Here is a 14,922-nt window from a genome sequence, read left to right on the forward strand (position 1 = left end):
CCTGCCTGCTTCTATGCCGCCGATACCAGTGGCGAATCCTTTATTTACCAGGTAACCCGGCATGAAGACTGGGGCAAACGTATACTGGTAGTAGGTCATTCCAATACCATTATCCCCATTTTGCATAGCCTGAGAGCCAAGCCCCATACGGATTCTATCGGGGAGAATGAATATGACCGGTTGTTTATAGTGAGAAAGAATAAAGACGGAACAACGTTAAAGGAGATATGTTATTAGGAGCTTTTAGCCATTAGCTTTTAGCTTTTAGGAAATGCAGCGAAGATCATATAACATCTTCTTCGCTGCATTTCCTAAAAGCTAAAAGCTAATGGCTAAAAGCTATAACAAGATTCCTTTCATCAAAGTATACGCTACTGTAAAGTAGATCAGTAACCCGGTAACATCCACCAGGGTGGCCACAAAGGGAGCAGAAGACGTGGCCGGATCCGCACCACATTTCTTTAATACCAATGGCAGCATAGAGCCAGAAAGGGTACCCCAGAGTACCACGCCTACCAGGGAAATGCCTACTGTGGCGCCTATTAGGACGGTGTGTATGCCATAAGTGTGGAAGAAAGTATTCCAGAGCAGGATACGTATAAAGCCAATGGAGCCCAGTGCTCCGCCCAGGATCAAGCCGGAAATGATTTCCCGGCGCATCACGCGCCACCAGTCACCTACTGTGATTTCACCGAGGGCCATGGCTTGTATAATAAGGGTGGAAGCCTGTGAGCCGCTGTTACCTCCACTGGAAATGATGAGTGGAACAAAGAGTGCCAGCACTACCGCCTTGGCAATTTCGTCTTCAAAGAAGCCCATGGCAGTTGCGGTCAGCATTTCTCCGATAAACAATACTACGAGCCAGCCTACACGCTTTTTAATCAGTTTCAGGATAGGCATATCGAGATATGGTTCATCCAGGGCCTCGGTACCACCTATCTTCTGAATATCTTCTGTATGTTCTTCGTTGGCGATCCACAACATATCATCGATGGTCACAATACCCAGCAATATGCCCTGATCGTCTGCTACGGGCAAGGCTACCCTGTTTTCCATCCGGAAAACCTGTATGGCCTCTTCCTGGTCATCGTTGGCATGGAGCGACACAAACCGGTCATCCATCAGGGTATGCACCACGGTATCCGGAGATACGAGCAGGAACTCCCTGATCCGGAAGTCATCCAGCAGGTGTCCCTTTTCGTCAATCACATATATTACGTCAATCGTTTCACTATCCTTACCATGTTCGCGGATATAATCCAGTACCTCTTTCACTGTCCACTCTTCCCGCACTGCAATGTAATCGGGCGTCATGATACGACCCACACTGTTTTCCTTGTAACCAAGGAGAGAGAGGGTAATCCGGCGCTCTTCCGGGTCGAGCAGCTTGATCAGTTCTTTTACCGCCTCACTCGGAAGCTCTTCCAGGAAGGCTGTACGGTCATCCGCCGGTAGCTCATTCATGAGCTCCGCTATTTTCGCGGCTGATAAAGTGCGGATAACATCCTCCTGCAATGGAAAGTCCAGGATACGAAAAGCCGCTGCCGCTCTGCTGATCGACAGGTTATTAATGATGATATCTGCTTCATCAGGATCTTCGTGAATCAGTTCGGCTATATCCGTTATCAGCTGGTCGTCCAGATATACTGACAGTTCGCGGTAATTCTTTTCTTCTGTCAGTGTCTGGAATTTTTCYAGTAAAGCTTCATTTTCCATGTACAAATTGCCTCTATCTGCGAAAATAAGTTAAAATAGGACGCTGCCGGGACAGTCGTTATAATAATTCTGATACATGCAGCCGGATATTGCTGCAAATAGTATCTATGGGCAGATCATTGGCGTCTTTGCCAAACGGATCCTCAATTTCTTCTGCAATCAGTTCCAGGCTCGCCAGTACAAAGAAGATGAACACAATCATCGGGATGATCAGATACCCCAGACTGAATACATAGGCAAATGGCATGGACATCACATAAAAGAATATAAATTTTTTAATAAAAACGCTGTAGGAGAAGGGGATAGGCGTATTTTTAATACGCTCACAGGCGCCACATACGTCAGCAAAAGACTGTAACTCCGGGTTCAGCAAAATCAACTGATCTCCCGTCAATTGCCCGTTGCGGTAAAGTTCCATGGTTTTGCCGGTAATCAGCTGGGCCAGCTGATTAGGTACATGCTTACTGATGTCCATGTGCTGTGGCTCCATTCCCGGAATGGTTTCCATTTCGTCATGCAGGTAGGTTTTCCGCAGATGATTCTTCAGTCCATAGGCAAAATTCGGAATCATCACTTTAAAGAATAACCGGTCCGCCTGGTTGTCTGCAGGTAACATCGCCTGTATCTTCATCGCCAGGTTGCGGCTGCTGTTGACAAGGGCGCCCCATTGCCGGCGACCTTCCCACCAACGGTCATATGCGGTATTGGTACGGAATACCAGCAACATGGAAATCACAAAACTCAGCAATCCATGCATCAACGATATCTTGGAAATTTCACTGTTGGCCGATAGTTTCCATACCTCCAGCTCCAGCCAGGCTATAAAAGCTGAATAGACAGAAAGCGCGATGAACATGGGAAACAGCTTCCTGACCGTGTCCGCTTTATGAATGCGAAAAATAAACGTAAACCATTCTTTCGGGTTATAATTGATCATATATACTACTTGATAATAGGCAAAAAAAATAATTTCCGGGCCGCAAACCTAAATTTTTTAAACATGATTTTGATAACTTCTTCCTTTAACTTTACTTTACGTCTTCTTTTATTTGAAATTGAGCTATGATAAAGCCGTACTTGTACATTGATAAGTCTAAGGGAAGAGGCAGAGGAGTCTATACAAAAGAAAAGATCCCGGCCGGAACAAGAATAGAGACTTCACCCGTGCTGGTTCTCTCTTACGATGATACTGAAATTGTGGATAAAACAAGACTCCATAATTATATTTTCCTCTGGGGTGCGAAAGAAACCCGTTCTTGTGTGGCTTTAGGCTTCTGTTCTATCTACAACCACGATTATCACCCGAACTGTGAGTATGAAATGGACTTCACTGAAGAAACCATGAGCATCATCACCCGGCGTGATATCAAAAAAGGTGAAGAACTCTCCATTAACTATAATGGCGATGTAACCGATACTTCCCCCCTTTGGTTTGATATCAAAAAGAAACAAACAGCCAAGTAAAGAATTACGAATTGAGAATTACGAAGGGCAGGAAGATCTTAGCGGATATTAGCTGCTAACCTGCGTTTTTCGTTTTTCTTTTATAAAATTGTATAAGTGCTTATATAATATGTCGACTGTTATAATATTTCCATTTTTCTTTCGTAATATTGTATAAGTGCTTATATAATATCGATAGCTGTTGTAAGGATATATAATAACATTCGATGATATCTCCCTACTATTCCGTAATTCTTAATTTGTAATTCTTCCTCATGTCATTTTATCCATCATTAGGCTATCTTGTTTTTGGCAGCCGCCTGCGCCGCCTGAGTGAATACTTCCTCATGGAAGTGAATAAAGTATACGAACAGGCGGGGATTCCCTTTGATGCCAGCTGGTTCCCGGTATTCTACCTGTTGTCAAAGCAACAGCCGGTACCCATGATAGACATTTCAGAACAACTGGAAATTTCCCATTCGGCCGTTAGCCAGATGGTCACCAACCTGAAAAAGAAAGGACTGCTGAAAACTACGCCCTGCAAAGAAGACGGCCGCCGTCAACTCGTGGCATTCTCCAAAAAAGGTGAAGAACTTCTGCAACAGATACAACCCGTTTGGGACGCTATCACCGAAGCCATGAACGAACTGGTCATGGAAAATAAACAAAGCCAGCAGGTGCTGGCCGCCATTGCACAAATTGAACAATCAGTGCAACAAACTTCTTTATCAGAAAGAATTAAGAAACAACTATAATCCTTCATACACCAGAAAAATTGACTGACCATGAGTGATATTTTTAAGTACGGTATAGACCAACTCACTGTAGCCACCGCCATTGATATTGCGGCCGGCAAAATGAAAGGCATACTGGTACCGGAAGTAGTTACACGCGTACAAACCAGCTTCGGGTATGTACAAACTATCGTAGCACAGCATACTACGGTATATGGTATTAACACTGGCTTCGGTCCCTTGTGTGATACCAAAATTTCGGAAGAAGATACCCGCGCCCTGCAGTATAATATCCTGCAAAGCCATAGTGTAGGCGTAGGAGAACCTATTCCGGAAGAAATTGCCCGCATTATGCTTAYCACCAAAGTGCATGCATTGGCACAAGGTTTTTCAGGCGCAGCATTGGCTACCCTGGAACGCATTATCTGGCATATTGATCATAAAGTAACGCCACTGGTGCCTGAAAAAGGCTCTGTGGGCGCATCCGGCGATCTGGCGCCTTTATCGCATCTGTTTCTGCCTCTGATTGGCCTGGGACATGTATGGTATAAAGGACAAAAAACAGATACGGCCGCCATGATGCAGCAGGAAGGCATCGTACCGATTGTACTCGGCCCTAAAGAGGGCCTGGCACTGATCAACGGTACACAGTTCATCCTGTCGTTTGCAGTGAAGGCAGTTCAACGCCTGCACAATGCATTGGAAGCAGCGGATATTATCGGCGCTTTATCCCTCGAAGGACTGATGGGTACCGCCAAACCTTTTGATCCACGCTTACATGCCATCCGTCCGTTTCCCGGCAATCAGCTGGTAGCGCACCGTTTGAAGACATTGCTGGAAAATTCAGAGATCATGTCTTCTCATGTGGACTGCGGCCGCGTACAGGATCCTTATTCCCTGCGTTGTATGCCACAGGTACATGGTGCCTCACGTACGGCCTGGCAACACATGCAGGAACTCACCACTATTGAACTGAATGCCGTTACGGATAACCCTATTATTTTCAGTGCAGAAGACACCATCAGTGGGGGTAACTTCCACGGTCAGCCGATGGCTTTACCGCTGGACTATGCTACTGTGGCTGCTGCGGAACTTGGTAATATCTCCGACAGGCGTTGTTATATGATGATTGAAGGGAGATATGGATTGCCAAAATTACTCATCCAGGACGCCGGTCTGAACTCCGGTTTTATGATCCCGCAGTATACCACTGCCGCCTTGGTAACAGAAAATAAAACACTGTGTTTCCCTGCCAGCGCAGATAGCGTGCCTACTTCCCTTGGCCAGGAAGATCATGTATCCATGGGATCTATCAGTGGTCGTAAACTGAACCAGGTAATTGGCAATCTCGAATATATATTGGCGATAGAATTGTTGTATGCTGCACAGGCAGTGGATTTCCGCCGCCCGCTGAAATCCAGTCCTGTGCTGGAAGCGGTACATCAGTATACCCGGGAGAAGGTAAGCTTTGCTACCAAAGATCGCATCTTCGCTTACGATATTGCTGCGCTGCACAGTATCATCACTGACCAGTCACTGGTGCGCGTAGCCAACGAAGCTGCGGCCCAACATCAACTCAACTTAAACGGACTTTATAATGACCAGTTTGGACTTTATTAAAACATATGCAGCTCACCCGCATTATAAAGCGCCGCGTGGTGCACAGCTGCATGCCAAATCATGGCAAACCGAAGCGCCTTTACGCATGTTGCTCAACAACCTCGATGCAGAAGTAGCCGAAAACCCCGATGAACTGGTGGTATACGGTGGCATCGGCCAGGCCGCCCGCAACAAGGAATCACTGCAAAAAATTATAGAAATATTACTGGAGCTGGACGAGGATCATTCCTTGCTGGTGCAATCCGGTAAACCTGTAGGTATTGTCCGCACACATCCGCAGGCGCCACGCGTGATGCTGGCCAACAGTAACCTGGTACCCAAATGGGCTACCTGGGAACACTTCAATGAACTGCGCGCCAAAGGCCTGATGATGTATGGTCAGATGACCGCTGGTAGCTGGATCTATATCGGTACTCAGGGGATCCTGCAGGGAACCTATGAAACCTTTATGGAATGCGGCAGACAACATTTTAATGGCAGTCTCGCCGGCAAACTGCTGGTGACAGCAGGTATAGGCGGTATGGGTGGTGCACAGCCACTGGCGGCCACCATGGCCGGCGCCGTATTTATTGGCGCGGATATCGATCCTACCCGTATTCAGAAAAGACTGGATACCCGCTACATCGATCGCATGACGTATTCTTATGAAGAAGCCATTCAATGGGCCCGGGACGCACAGGCGAAAGGGGAAGCATTGTCTATTGGTCTGGTAAGTGATGCCGGTGATATGCTGGAACGCATGCTGAAAGATAATATCATACCTGATATCCTCACCGATCAGACTTCCGCACATGATCCGCTGAATGGCTACGTGCCCAATGGCATGAGGCTGGAAGCCGCACTGGACCTGCGTAAAAAAGATGCAGCTGCCTACCGCGAATTGTCGCTCAAAAGCATGGCACGCCACGTCGGCTTCATGTTGCAAATGCAACAGAAAGGCGCCGTAACGTTTGATTATGGCAACAACCTGCGTGAATTTGCCCGTGAAGGGGGAGAAGCCAACGCATTCAACTTCCCGGGATTCACACCGGCGTATATCCGTCCGCTGTTTTGTGAAGGAAAAGGACCTTTCCGCTGGGTTGCCCTCTCCGGCGATCCGGAAGATATTTATACTACTGACCAGGCGCTGATAGAAGCATTTCCGGAAAATACCCACCTGATCAACTGGCTGAAAGAAGCCAGAGAGAAAGTGGCCTTCCAGGGATTGCCTGCCCGCATATGCTGGCTGGGTATGGGAGAGCGTGAAAAAGCAGGTTTGATTTTCAACGAACTGGTGAGAACCGGTAAAGTAAAAGCGCCGATTGTGATTGGTCGTGATCACCTCGACTGTGGCTCCGTTGCTTCTCCTAACCGCGAAACAGAATCTATGAAAGACGGTTCTGATGCAGTAAGTGACTGGACCTTGCTGAACCTGATGGCCAATACCGGTGGCGGTGCTACCTGGGTATCATTCCATCATGGTGGCGGCGTAGGAATGGGATATTCCCAGCATGCCGGTATGGTAGTATTGGCCGATGGTACAGACCGTGCCGCCGCCTGCCTGAGCCGCGTACTGTTCAATGATCCTGCCCTGGGAATTTTCCGCCACGCCGATGCCGGATATGAAAAAGCACAGGAGTGGGGCGCAAAATTTAACATCAAGATTGATTAAGCAGTTAGCTTTTAGCAGTTAGCAGTTAGACTATAGCGAATAAGTATTCGCTGAGAGCTATCCGCTACAGGCTAAAAGCTACAGGCTAAAAGCTAATAGCTAATGAAAACTTTACTCGGACCTTTTGCTCAAATCCTGCCAATGACAGGCCTGTCGCTGAAAGGCACGTTGCAGGATGAGCAGTTAACAGTGATAGAAAAAGGTGGTGTGGTAGTGGACAACGGAGAGATCATCGCCGTTGCAGACTACAAGTCATTGCTGAAAAAATATCCGGACAGTGAGATCGCTTTCATGGATACGCCCCTGGTATTATTGCCCGGCTTTATAGATTGTCATACGCACATTTGTTATGATGGTACGCGTAACCGTGATTATGCCATGCGTATAGCTGGTAAGAGTTACCTGGAAATAGCGCGTGCGGGTGGTGGTATCTGGGATTCCGTTACTAAAACACGTATAGCCGATATCGTTACCCTTACCGAAAATACGGTGGCCCGTGCCAACCGGCATTTAAAAGAAGGGGTGACCACCATTGAAGTGAAAAGTGGCTATGGACTTAATCTCGAAGGAGAATTGAAAATGCTGCGCGCCATACAACAGGCGGGCATGCATACCAAAGCTACACTTATTTCTACCTGTTTGGCTGCGCATATGAAACCACGTGATTATGCGGGAAGCGAAACCGAATATCTGCAATGGATAGTAAGCGAACTACTGCCGGTATTGCAGCAGGAGCAGCTCAGCAACCGGGTAGATATTTTTATTGAAGAAACGGCCTTTTCTGCGTCCGCAGCAGCAGCATTTTTGCAACAGGCCATGCAGCAGGGGTTTGTGGCTACCGTACATGCTGATCAATTTAGTGCAGGAGGTGCAGCCGTAGCGGTGAATGCTGGTGCCTTATCAGCAGATCACCTGGAGGCCAGTAGCGAAAAAGAAATTGCTTTACTAGCGAATTCCAATACAGTTGCCGTAGTTTTGCCGGGTGCTTCATTAGGTTTGGGGATGCAGTATGCACCGGCGCGTAAGTTACTGAACGCCGGCGCGAGTGTAGCGATAGCAAGCGATTGGAACCCGGGATCAGCGCCTATGGGCGATTTGCTGATACAAGCCGCCGTGATGAGTGCCGCAGAAAAATTATCCACAGCAGAAGTGTTGGCCGCGCTTACCGTAAGAGCAGCCCCTGCATTGCAATTAAAAGATGCGGGTCAGTTGATAGCCGGATATGCAGCAGATCTGCAGGCATATCCTACCAGTGATTACCGGGATATACTTTATTATCAGGGTAAGATGAAACCTGCTATGGTATGGAAAAAAGGAGAATTAGTATCGTAATTTATGATAACAAAGGATAGCTATCAGCCAACAGCAGCCACTTCGTGGACCGGTCGTACAGATGGTACCGCACCCGATCTGCTGCGTTGGCACCAGGTCATTAAAGTAGTGGACCTGTTACAGGCGCCACTGCCGGCACTGCAACCGGAGGAAAAAGGGGTTGTGTTACTGGGCTTCGCCAGTGATGAAGGTGTACGCCGTAATAAAGGCAGAACCGGTGCTGCGGAAGGTCCGGCAGCATTGCGTAAAGCTATTGCCAACTTCCCGGTTCACTTTAACGAACAAACGATTTTACTCGATGCAGGAGATATTCTTTGTGTGAACGGTGAACTGGAAAATGCACAGCAGGTATTGAGTGAAGCCGTAAACGCCATACTCACAGCGGGCTATCTGCCCCTGTTGCTGGGCGGTGGACATGAAATTACGTACGGGCATGCCAGTGGTATACGCCGATTTGCTCCGCAGCAAAAGATAGGCTTCATTAACTTTGATGCACATTTTGACATCCGTATTCCGGGAGAAGAAGGCCCCAGCTCTGGTACTGGCTTCTGGCAACTGGCACAGGATGCCAAACAGGCTGGCATTCCTTTTCATTACCTGGCATTAGGTATTCAGAAGAATGGAAATACCCGGCAGCTCTTTAACATCGCCGGTGAAGAAGATGCTACCTATGTAAGTGCAGATGCCTTTCACCTGCAGGATAAAGACACTTTATTTGCCGCTATTCAGCATTTTCTGGGACAGGTGGATAAAGTATATCTGACTACCTGCCTGGACGTATTTGCGGCTCCTTTTGCTCCTGGTGTAAGTGCTACCGCCTATAACGGTATCATGCCCGGGGGATTATTCCTGCAGTGCTACCGCAGAATTTTACAAAGCGGAAAAGTAGCAGGTACTGATATTGCAGAACTCAATCCTTCATTGGATATCGATAATCGTACTGCCAAACTCGCGGCCTCCCTCATTTTTGAGACCGTAATGGCTTATTCCGGAGAGGAACCGTTTTAGCTATTAGCTTTTAGCAGTTAGCTATTAGATTATAGCGGATGGCTCTTAGCGGATACTTATTCGCTATAATCTAATAGCTAACTGCTAAAGGCTAATAGCTAAAAGCTAACTGCTAGCAGCTGCCTCAGCTGCGCGGCACACAATGCCAGTTGCTCCTTCACATCCAGCTGTAGTAATTGTACCAGTTGAGATGCATTCACTGGTAGGGTGATTTTTTCTTTCTTCAGTTGTGTGATCGTTGCTTTTGTAAATAACAATAATTCGCTGGTATCATGCCATTGCCCCAGTAGTTCGCCTGCTTTCTTCGTATGTGTGGTGAGCACATCGGTGTGGGCAGAGGGGAGCACCTGTTCCAGTATGGTGAGCTGATAATATAATGCCTTGGTATCTTTCCTTACTCCATGCCAAACAGTATGATGGGCTCTGCTGGCAGGCAGTGTAATATGCTGGTGTTGTTGTTGCAGAAATTTGATCAGCGCGGTTGTAGCCGCAGTATGATCGGTATCGGCAATGGCTTCCTTAAAATTTTCAGGTAGGGAACCTAACTTTTTAAGAGAGCAGTGTTTTATGGTAGCTTGCAATAGCTCGTCGGCAGTGGCCTGTTTGTTTTTGAGCAACAAATGTGCAAACGAAAAGCGCCACTTTACTTTTTTCTCATAGTCCCGAAGGTGTTTCTCCTGTAACTGTGTATCCCTGGAAGCTCCGCCTATTGCCTGTATGAGTCTTACCGTATGCAAATGTTTACCGGCTCCAAAGGAGTAATCCGGTAGTTGCTTTACCAGCGAAAAAAAAGCCCGCAGTTTTTTTACGCCCACCCGCATTTCATGTATCGCACCGGCATCGCCGGGCGCCTGTTGCAAGGTGGTATATGCGGTGGTGACGGCATCGCATTCCTTGCGGAGATAATGATATAAAGCAGTTTGTAGCATCTCTTTAAAGATAAAATAAAATTTCCGGGAGTGAGGGGTATCTAGATAATTTCAATATTTTTGCTTTAAATTGTATGTTATGCAACTATTCCCCAAAATGGCAGTCACAGTACTGCTAACTACGCTTTGCATCCCCGCAATGGCGCAAAAAATTAAACTGGTAGACGGAGACCTCGCTACCCTGAAAGATCAGAAAGAACTCAATGTTGAATTTACGTATGATCATCTGTCCGTAGGTAAAGACAGTGAAGATGATTATATCAGTAAAAAAACAACAGAGTACAACAAGAAAGAAGCCGGGAAAGGCGACACCTGGGCCAAAGCATGGAAAGAAGATCGCCCCACCAGGTATGAGCCCAAGTTTGATTCGCTGTTCAATGATAACGGCGATTTAAAAGCTGGAAATTTTCCGAATGCAAAGTACACCATGATCTTTCACACCACTTTTATTGAGCCGGGATTTAATGTAGGCGTAGCACGTAAAAACTCCTACATTGATGCAGAAGCTACGATTGTGGAAACCGCCAACAGAAGTAAGGTGGTGGCTAAAATATCCATTGAGGATGCACCGGGCCGGATGATGGGCTTTGACTTTGATACCGGTATGCGGATCATGGAATCCTATGCGGTGGCTGGAAAGAAATTAGCGAAGTTTATTGTCAGATAGTAATATCATCTATATTAATCGTTGTAGCCGGTAAAAAACGGCTAAGTTCATGAAGAATGAAAGGCGGAAAAGTGTAAATTTTCAGGGCTGACAAACGCTAAGTTCGTCAGCCCTGTTTTTATCAGAATACAATCGTCTTGTTGCCATGCAGGATCACCCGGTTATTCACGTGTGCTTTTACGGCCCTGGTCAGCACCTGCCGCTCAATATCACGCCCCAGCATCACCAGGTCTTCTACCGTATGCTTATGGCTTACCCTGGCCACATCCTGTTCAATAATAGGTCCTTCATCCAGTTCATTGGTCACATAGTGGGCAGTAGCGCCAATCAGTTTTACCCCTCTCGTATAGGCGTTGAGGTAAGGTCTGGCCCCAGCAAAGGCTGGTAAAAAAGAGTGATGAATATTGATGATGCGCTGTGGATAACGGCTAACAAATTGCGGCGATAATATCTGCATATACCTGGCCAGTACGGTAAAATCTACCTGATGTTCTTCCAGCAGGTGGATAGCAGCATCTTCCTGTACCGCTTTGGTAGCGTTGGTAACCGGCAGGTAGTGGAACGGAATTTCCATAGCCTTACATTCCTTTTCCAGCAGGGAGTGATTGGAAATAACGAGCGGAATATCTACCGGCAGTTCCCCGCTTTTCCATCTCCACAAAAGTTCCAGCAAACAATGATCATAAGCGGATACCATAATGGCCATCCGCATACGGCGGTCGCTATAATCAATTTTCCATTCCATGAGTAGCGGAGTAGCTACCTGCTGCTGGAAAGCAGCTTCCAGCGCTGGTTTATCCAGGAGGTCCAGCTGGAATTCCATGCGCATAAAAAATAATCCTTCACGGGGATCGGTACTGTGTTGACTTGCATCAAGTATATTTGCACCCAACTGGTAAAGGAACTGGGATACGCCAGCTACTATGCCTGGACGATCGGGGCAGCAAATAAGTAAACACGCAGTAATAGGATGAGCGTTTTCTTTTGACATATAACTACAAAGTAAAAAATATTAATATAATTCTCCCTTGAAAAAAATAGGACTCATGTCGGATACGCATAGCTATTTGCATCCGCAGATATTTAAGTACTTTGAAGAAGTGGATGAGATCTGGCATGCCGGCGACATCGGTAACGTGGAACTGGCGGATAAACTGGAAGCCTTTAAGCCGTTCAGGGCAGTATATGGGAATATTGACGGCGCGGATATCCGTATCCGCTATCCCGAAACACTGCGGTTTAACGTAGAAGGGGTAGAGGTGATGATGACACATATTGGCGGTTATCCGGGGAAATATGCCCCCGGTGTGAAAGAACAGTTGAAACAACATCCTCCCAAACTCTTTATCTGTGGCCATTCGCATATTCTGAAAGTGATGCCCGACGCGGCATTGCATTTGTTACATATGAATCCGGGTGCATGCGGACAACAAGGGTGGCACAAAGTTAAAACGCTCCTGCGCTTTCAGGTAGCTGCAGGCAATATTCAGAACCTGGAAGTCGTTGAACTTCCCTGATCATCAACATCGGAATTAACCTACAACGTTTATGAATCTACGAATTTTAGTATGGCTGATCGTATTTTTGACGGGGGCTGCGCAGATGCAGGCTCAGGGCCGCTTCTGGAAGTGGTTGAAAACAGAAAATGATACGGCTTATATAGAAGATCATACCGAAGATATCACCGGCCGGCTGTATGGTTCCCGTAAATACACAAAATTTGATATCCTTGACAGGAAACAGAAAAAAGATATTCTGTACAGACCCAATACCCCCTTTAATATTGGATTTGGTGCTAATTACCGGTTTATTGGGCTGAACCTGGGCTTTAACCTACCTTTTATTAATCAGCATAATGATAAATATGGCAAGACAAAATACATCGATCTGCAATCGCATATTTATCTTCGTAAAATAGTAGTGGATTTCTACGGACAATATTACAAAGGCTATTATGTAGCCAACCCACAGGAAGTATTTGGTAAAGCATATGCTGCTCAAAACCCATATCCCCAGCGGCCTGACATAAAAAATATAGATTTCGGACTGAATGTGCAGTATATTTTCAACGACAAACGTTTTTCCTATCGTGCACCAAATCTGCAGAACGAATACCAGAAAAAAAGTGCCGGCTCCTTTATCGTAGGAGGAGAAATGTTCCTGGGTCGGGTAAAGGGTGATTCATCCCTGATCCCTTCGAATATGGCAGATACGAACTTTCTGCGGGAGGAGCACTATTATAAAACAGGTATTTCTTCGCTGGCTGCCAATGTCGGTTATGCCTATACGTTTGTATTACAACAGCACTTCTTTTTGTCGCTGTCTCTCACAGCAGGTTTAGGAGGTAATGTGACCAGTCTTTACCTGGAAAGCGGAGAAGTCAGCCGTAAGGTGGGGTTACAATTCAGTAATACTGTACGGGCCTCTCTTGGCTATAATTCCAGCCGTTATTTTGCTGGGGTACACTATGTGGGAATGAATACCCGCAGCGGTATGCCGATACCGCATACCTATCAGACATTTGGTACCGGCAATTTCAGGGTGAGCCTGGTGCGCAGGTTTACCCTGAAGAAGCCACTGTGGAAAGCAAAAGAGATTTAACTCTGCGCAGGCGAAATCCATTTGGAGTTAGCCGGTGGCTCGTATTGCTCCATTTGCTGCAATAAATCATTGATATCATTACTGCATAACAGCATATCCCGGTTTTCTGCTTTAAGGAAACCGTTGCTGGTCATGGTTTTCGAAAGCTCAATCAGGGCATCATAAAAGCCATTGATATTGAGCAGGCCAATAGGTTTTTTGTGCAGACCTAATTGCCCCCAGGTGAGCATTTCAAATAGTTCCTCCATAGTGCCGAACCCGCCGGGTAATGCAATTACACCATCGCATAATTCATTCRTTTTGGTTTTGCGTTCGTGCATAGTATCTACGAGGATCAGTTCCGTCAATCCTTCATGTGCCAGTTCTTTTTGTTGTAGAAAATGGGGTAATACACCGATTACCTGTCCGCCGGCATTCAATGCGCCATCTGCTACTGCTCCCATGAGTCCTACTTTAGCACCGCCGTATACCAGTGTAAGCTGGCGTTCTGCCAGTGCAGCGCCCAGTAATTTAGCCTGTTCCAGGTAAACGGGGTCCTTTCCTGCACTTGAACCACAAAAAACTACGATTCGTTTCATATATCCTGATTATAAAGTGTCAATTTCTGCCTGAATGTTGTTCCTGGCGCTTTCTTCATACAGTTCCCTGAAAACAGGAGTACGAAAAATGGCCGGCATTTCCAGGAAATGCTGCAATGCCTTTTTACGGCCTGGTTTATATACAAGGTCCGGGTAGATACTGTATTCCTGTCTTATTTGTTGGGTGTACTGCCAGTAAGCTTCCGGGGAAGTACCCAGTATCTGCAGATCGAAGTCGAGGAAGTAATCCAGGTCCGGATCGTTCTGCGGATTGACATGTGTCTTGGTAGCTATTATAAAATCATTTACAACAGTGGTTTTATCTGCCGGAAAGCCAATCTTCCGGAGATGTGTAACGGCGGCAGCTGCGCTCATTTCTTCGTTATCAGAACGCTGCGCGTTATATATAATATCATGGAAGAAGATGGAGAAAAGGACCACTTCATTGTCCAGGATACGATCGGCATAGGTTTGTTGTAAGGATACCAGCTGTAAAATATGCGAGATATCGTGGTAATGACGTTTCTCCTCCTGGTAGGCCATCATCATGGTAACGTAGGACTGGTTAATCAACATCAGATCATCCGTGTAGGGGAAGTTGGTTTGGGTCCAGGGGGCTCTTAATTCTGATACTTGCATATGC

At 46.5% G+C, this 14,922-nt stretch carries 16 protein-coding genes; 10 read left to right on the plus strand and 6 right to left on the minus strand.

Features of this window, described 5'->3' with window-relative positions:
* Window positions 1-237, plus strand: a 237-nt coding sequence (locus AC1DP6_RS33470) for a hypothetical protein (RefSeq protein ID WP_477058772.1), incomplete at its 5' end; no start/stop codon positions are given.
* Window positions 238-339: 102 nt separating this feature from the next.
* Here the strand turns inward: AC1DP6_RS33470 and mgtE are convergent.
* Window positions 340-1,716, minus strand: coding sequence for a magnesium transporter (gene mgtE / locus AC1DP6_RS33475; RefSeq protein ID WP_477026595.1), 1,377 nt, complete (start codon window positions 1,714-1,716; stop codon window positions 340-342).
* 58 nt (window positions 1,717-1,774) lie between these two features.
* Window positions 1,775-2,653 (minus strand): bestrophin family protein, encoded by an 879-nt coding sequence (locus AC1DP6_RS33480; RefSeq protein WP_477026596.1) that lies wholly within the window; start codon window positions 2,651-2,653, stop codon window positions 1,775-1,777.
* A 125-nt stretch (window positions 2,654-2,778) separates the two neighbouring features.
* Between AC1DP6_RS33480 and AC1DP6_RS33485 the strand changes: the two genes are divergently transcribed.
* The 6 genes from AC1DP6_RS33485 to hutG all read left to right on the plus strand — a co-directional run bounded on the left by AC1DP6_RS33485 (window position 2,779) and on the right by hutG (window position 9,504).
* Window positions 2,779-3,180 (plus strand): SET domain-containing protein, encoded by a 402-nt coding sequence (locus tag AC1DP6_RS33485; RefSeq protein ID WP_133809085.1) that lies wholly within the window; start codon window positions 2,779-2,781, stop codon window positions 3,178-3,180.
* Between the two features lie 254 nt (window positions 3,181-3,434).
* Window positions 3,435-3,914: a MarR family winged helix-turn-helix transcriptional regulator gene (locus AC1DP6_RS33490; protein ID WP_477058773.1), complete on the plus strand. Its 480-nt coding sequence runs from the start codon at window positions 3,435-3,437 to the stop codon at window positions 3,912-3,914.
* 30 nt (window positions 3,915-3,944) lie between these two features.
* Window positions 3,945-5,513, plus strand: coding sequence for a histidine ammonia-lyase (hutH, locus tag AC1DP6_RS33495; protein ID WP_477058774.1), 1,569 nt, complete (start codon window positions 3,945-3,947; stop codon window positions 5,511-5,513).
* The gene (gene hutU / locus AC1DP6_RS33500; RefSeq protein WP_477058775.1) at window positions 5,491-7,164 is read left to right on the plus strand and encodes a urocanate hydratase; all 1,674 of its coding nucleotides are present in this window, start codon (window positions 5,491-5,493) and stop codon (window positions 7,162-7,164) included. The genes hutH and hutU overlap by 23 nt, the downstream gene beginning before the upstream one ends.
* A 102-nt stretch (window positions 7,165-7,266) precedes the next feature.
* A complete protein-coding gene (gene hutI, locus AC1DP6_RS33505; protein ID WP_477058776.1) occupies window positions 7,267-8,496 on the plus strand; it encodes an imidazolonepropionase in 1,230 nt (409 codons plus the stop codon).
* A gap of 3 nt (window positions 8,497-8,499) precedes the next feature.
* Complete coding sequence (gene hutG / locus AC1DP6_RS33510; protein WP_477058777.1) at window positions 8,500-9,504, plus strand: formimidoylglutamase; 1,005 nt, start codon at window positions 8,500-8,502, stop codon at window positions 9,502-9,504.
* 98 nt (window positions 9,505-9,602) lie between these two features.
* On the opposite strand, the gene AC1DP6_RS33515 is transcribed toward hutG, so the two are convergent.
* Window positions 9,603-10,433 carry a CHAD domain-containing protein gene (locus tag AC1DP6_RS33515; RefSeq protein WP_477058778.1) on the minus strand — a complete coding sequence of 277 codons (831 nt, stop codon included), beginning with the start codon at window positions 10,431-10,433 and terminating at the stop codon, window positions 9,603-9,605.
* Between the two features lie 79 nt (window positions 10,434-10,512).
* Between AC1DP6_RS33515 and AC1DP6_RS33520 the strand changes: the two genes are divergently transcribed.
* Entirely contained in the window at window positions 10,513-11,100 is a 588-nt protein-coding gene (locus AC1DP6_RS33520; protein ID WP_477058779.1) for a hypothetical protein, read from the plus strand.
* A 121-nt stretch (window positions 11,101-11,221) separates the two neighbouring features.
* On the opposite strand, the gene purU is transcribed toward AC1DP6_RS33520, so the two are convergent.
* Window positions 11,222-12,091: a formyltetrahydrofolate deformylase gene (purU, locus tag AC1DP6_RS33525; RefSeq protein ID WP_477058780.1), complete on the minus strand. Its 870-nt coding sequence runs from the start codon at window positions 12,089-12,091 to the stop codon at window positions 11,222-11,224.
* Window positions 12,092-12,146: 55 nt separating this feature from the next.
* Here purU and AC1DP6_RS33530 point away from each other — a divergent pair, with 55 nt between their 5' ends.
* Window positions 12,147-12,617: a metallophosphoesterase family protein gene (locus AC1DP6_RS33530; RefSeq protein WP_477058781.1), complete on the plus strand. Its 471-nt coding sequence runs from the start codon at window positions 12,147-12,149 to the stop codon at window positions 12,615-12,617.
* A gap of 31 nt (window positions 12,618-12,648) precedes the next feature.
* Window positions 12,649-13,701: a DUF4421 domain-containing protein gene (locus AC1DP6_RS33535; protein WP_477058782.1), complete on the plus strand. Its 1,053-nt coding sequence runs from the start codon at window positions 12,649-12,651 to the stop codon at window positions 13,699-13,701.
* Here the strand turns inward: AC1DP6_RS33535 and AC1DP6_RS33540 are convergent.
* Both AC1DP6_RS33540 and AC1DP6_RS33545 read right to left on the minus strand, forming a co-directional pair.
* Window positions 13,698-14,279, minus strand: coding sequence for an LOG family protein (locus AC1DP6_RS33540; RefSeq protein ID WP_477058783.1), 582 nt, complete (start codon window positions 14,277-14,279; stop codon window positions 13,698-13,700). The two genes, AC1DP6_RS33535 and AC1DP6_RS33540, sit on opposite strands and share 4 nt — an antisense overlap.
* A 9-nt stretch (window positions 14,280-14,288) precedes the next feature.
* Entirely contained in the window at window positions 14,289-14,918 is a 630-nt protein-coding gene (locus AC1DP6_RS33545) for an HD domain-containing protein (protein WP_477058784.1), read from the minus strand.
* Between the last annotated feature and the right edge of the window lie 4 nt (window positions 14,919-14,922).

It is taken from the genome of Chitinophaga sp. 01L420, from assembly GCF_056399985.1.

What these genes read in the sequence shown, in the direction of transcription:
- AC1DP6_RS33515 (WP_477058778.1), bottom strand. Translation starts at nt 10,433, where the DNA reads ATGCTACAAACTGCTTTATATCATTATCTCCGCAAGGAATGCGATGCC.
- AC1DP6_RS33535 (WP_477058782.1), top strand. Translation starts at nt 12,649, where the DNA reads ATGAATCTACGAATTTTAGTATGGCTGATCGTATTTTTGACGGGGGCT.
- hutI (WP_477058776.1), top strand. Translation starts at nt 7,267, where the DNA reads ATGAAAACTTTACTCGGACCTTTTGCTCAAATCCTGCCAATGACAGGC.
- AC1DP6_RS33490 (WP_477058773.1), top strand. Translation starts at nt 3,435, where the DNA reads ATGTCATTTTATCCATCATTAGGCTATCTTGTTTTTGGCAGCCGCCTG.
- AC1DP6_RS33530 (WP_477058781.1), top strand. Translation starts at nt 12,147, where the DNA reads ATGTCGGATACGCATAGCTATTTGCATCCGCAGATATTTAAGTACTTT.
- AC1DP6_RS33485 (WP_133809085.1), top strand. Translation starts at nt 2,779, where the DNA reads ATGATAAAGCCGTACTTGTACATTGATAAGTCTAAGGGAAGAGGCAGA.
- hutU (WP_477058775.1), top strand. Translation starts at nt 5,491, where the DNA reads ATGACCAGTTTGGACTTTATTAAAACATATGCAGCTCACCCGCATTAT.
- AC1DP6_RS33545 (WP_477058784.1), bottom strand. Translation starts at nt 14,918, where the DNA reads ATGCAAGTATCAGAATTAAGAGCCCCCTGGACCCAAACCAACTTCCCC.
- purU (WP_477058780.1), bottom strand. Translation starts at nt 12,091, where the DNA reads ATGTCAAAAGAAAACGCTCATCCTATTACTGCGTGTTTACTTATTTGC.
- hutG (WP_477058777.1), top strand. Translation starts at nt 8,500, where the DNA reads ATGATAACAAAGGATAGCTATCAGCCAACAGCAGCCACTTCGTGGACC.
- AC1DP6_RS33520 (WP_477058779.1), top strand. Translation starts at nt 10,513, where the DNA reads ATGCAACTATTCCCCAAAATGGCAGTCACAGTACTGCTAACTACGCTT.
- AC1DP6_RS33480 (WP_477026596.1), bottom strand. Translation starts at nt 2,653, where the DNA reads ATGATCAATTATAACCCGAAAGAATGGTTTACGTTTATTTTTCGCATT.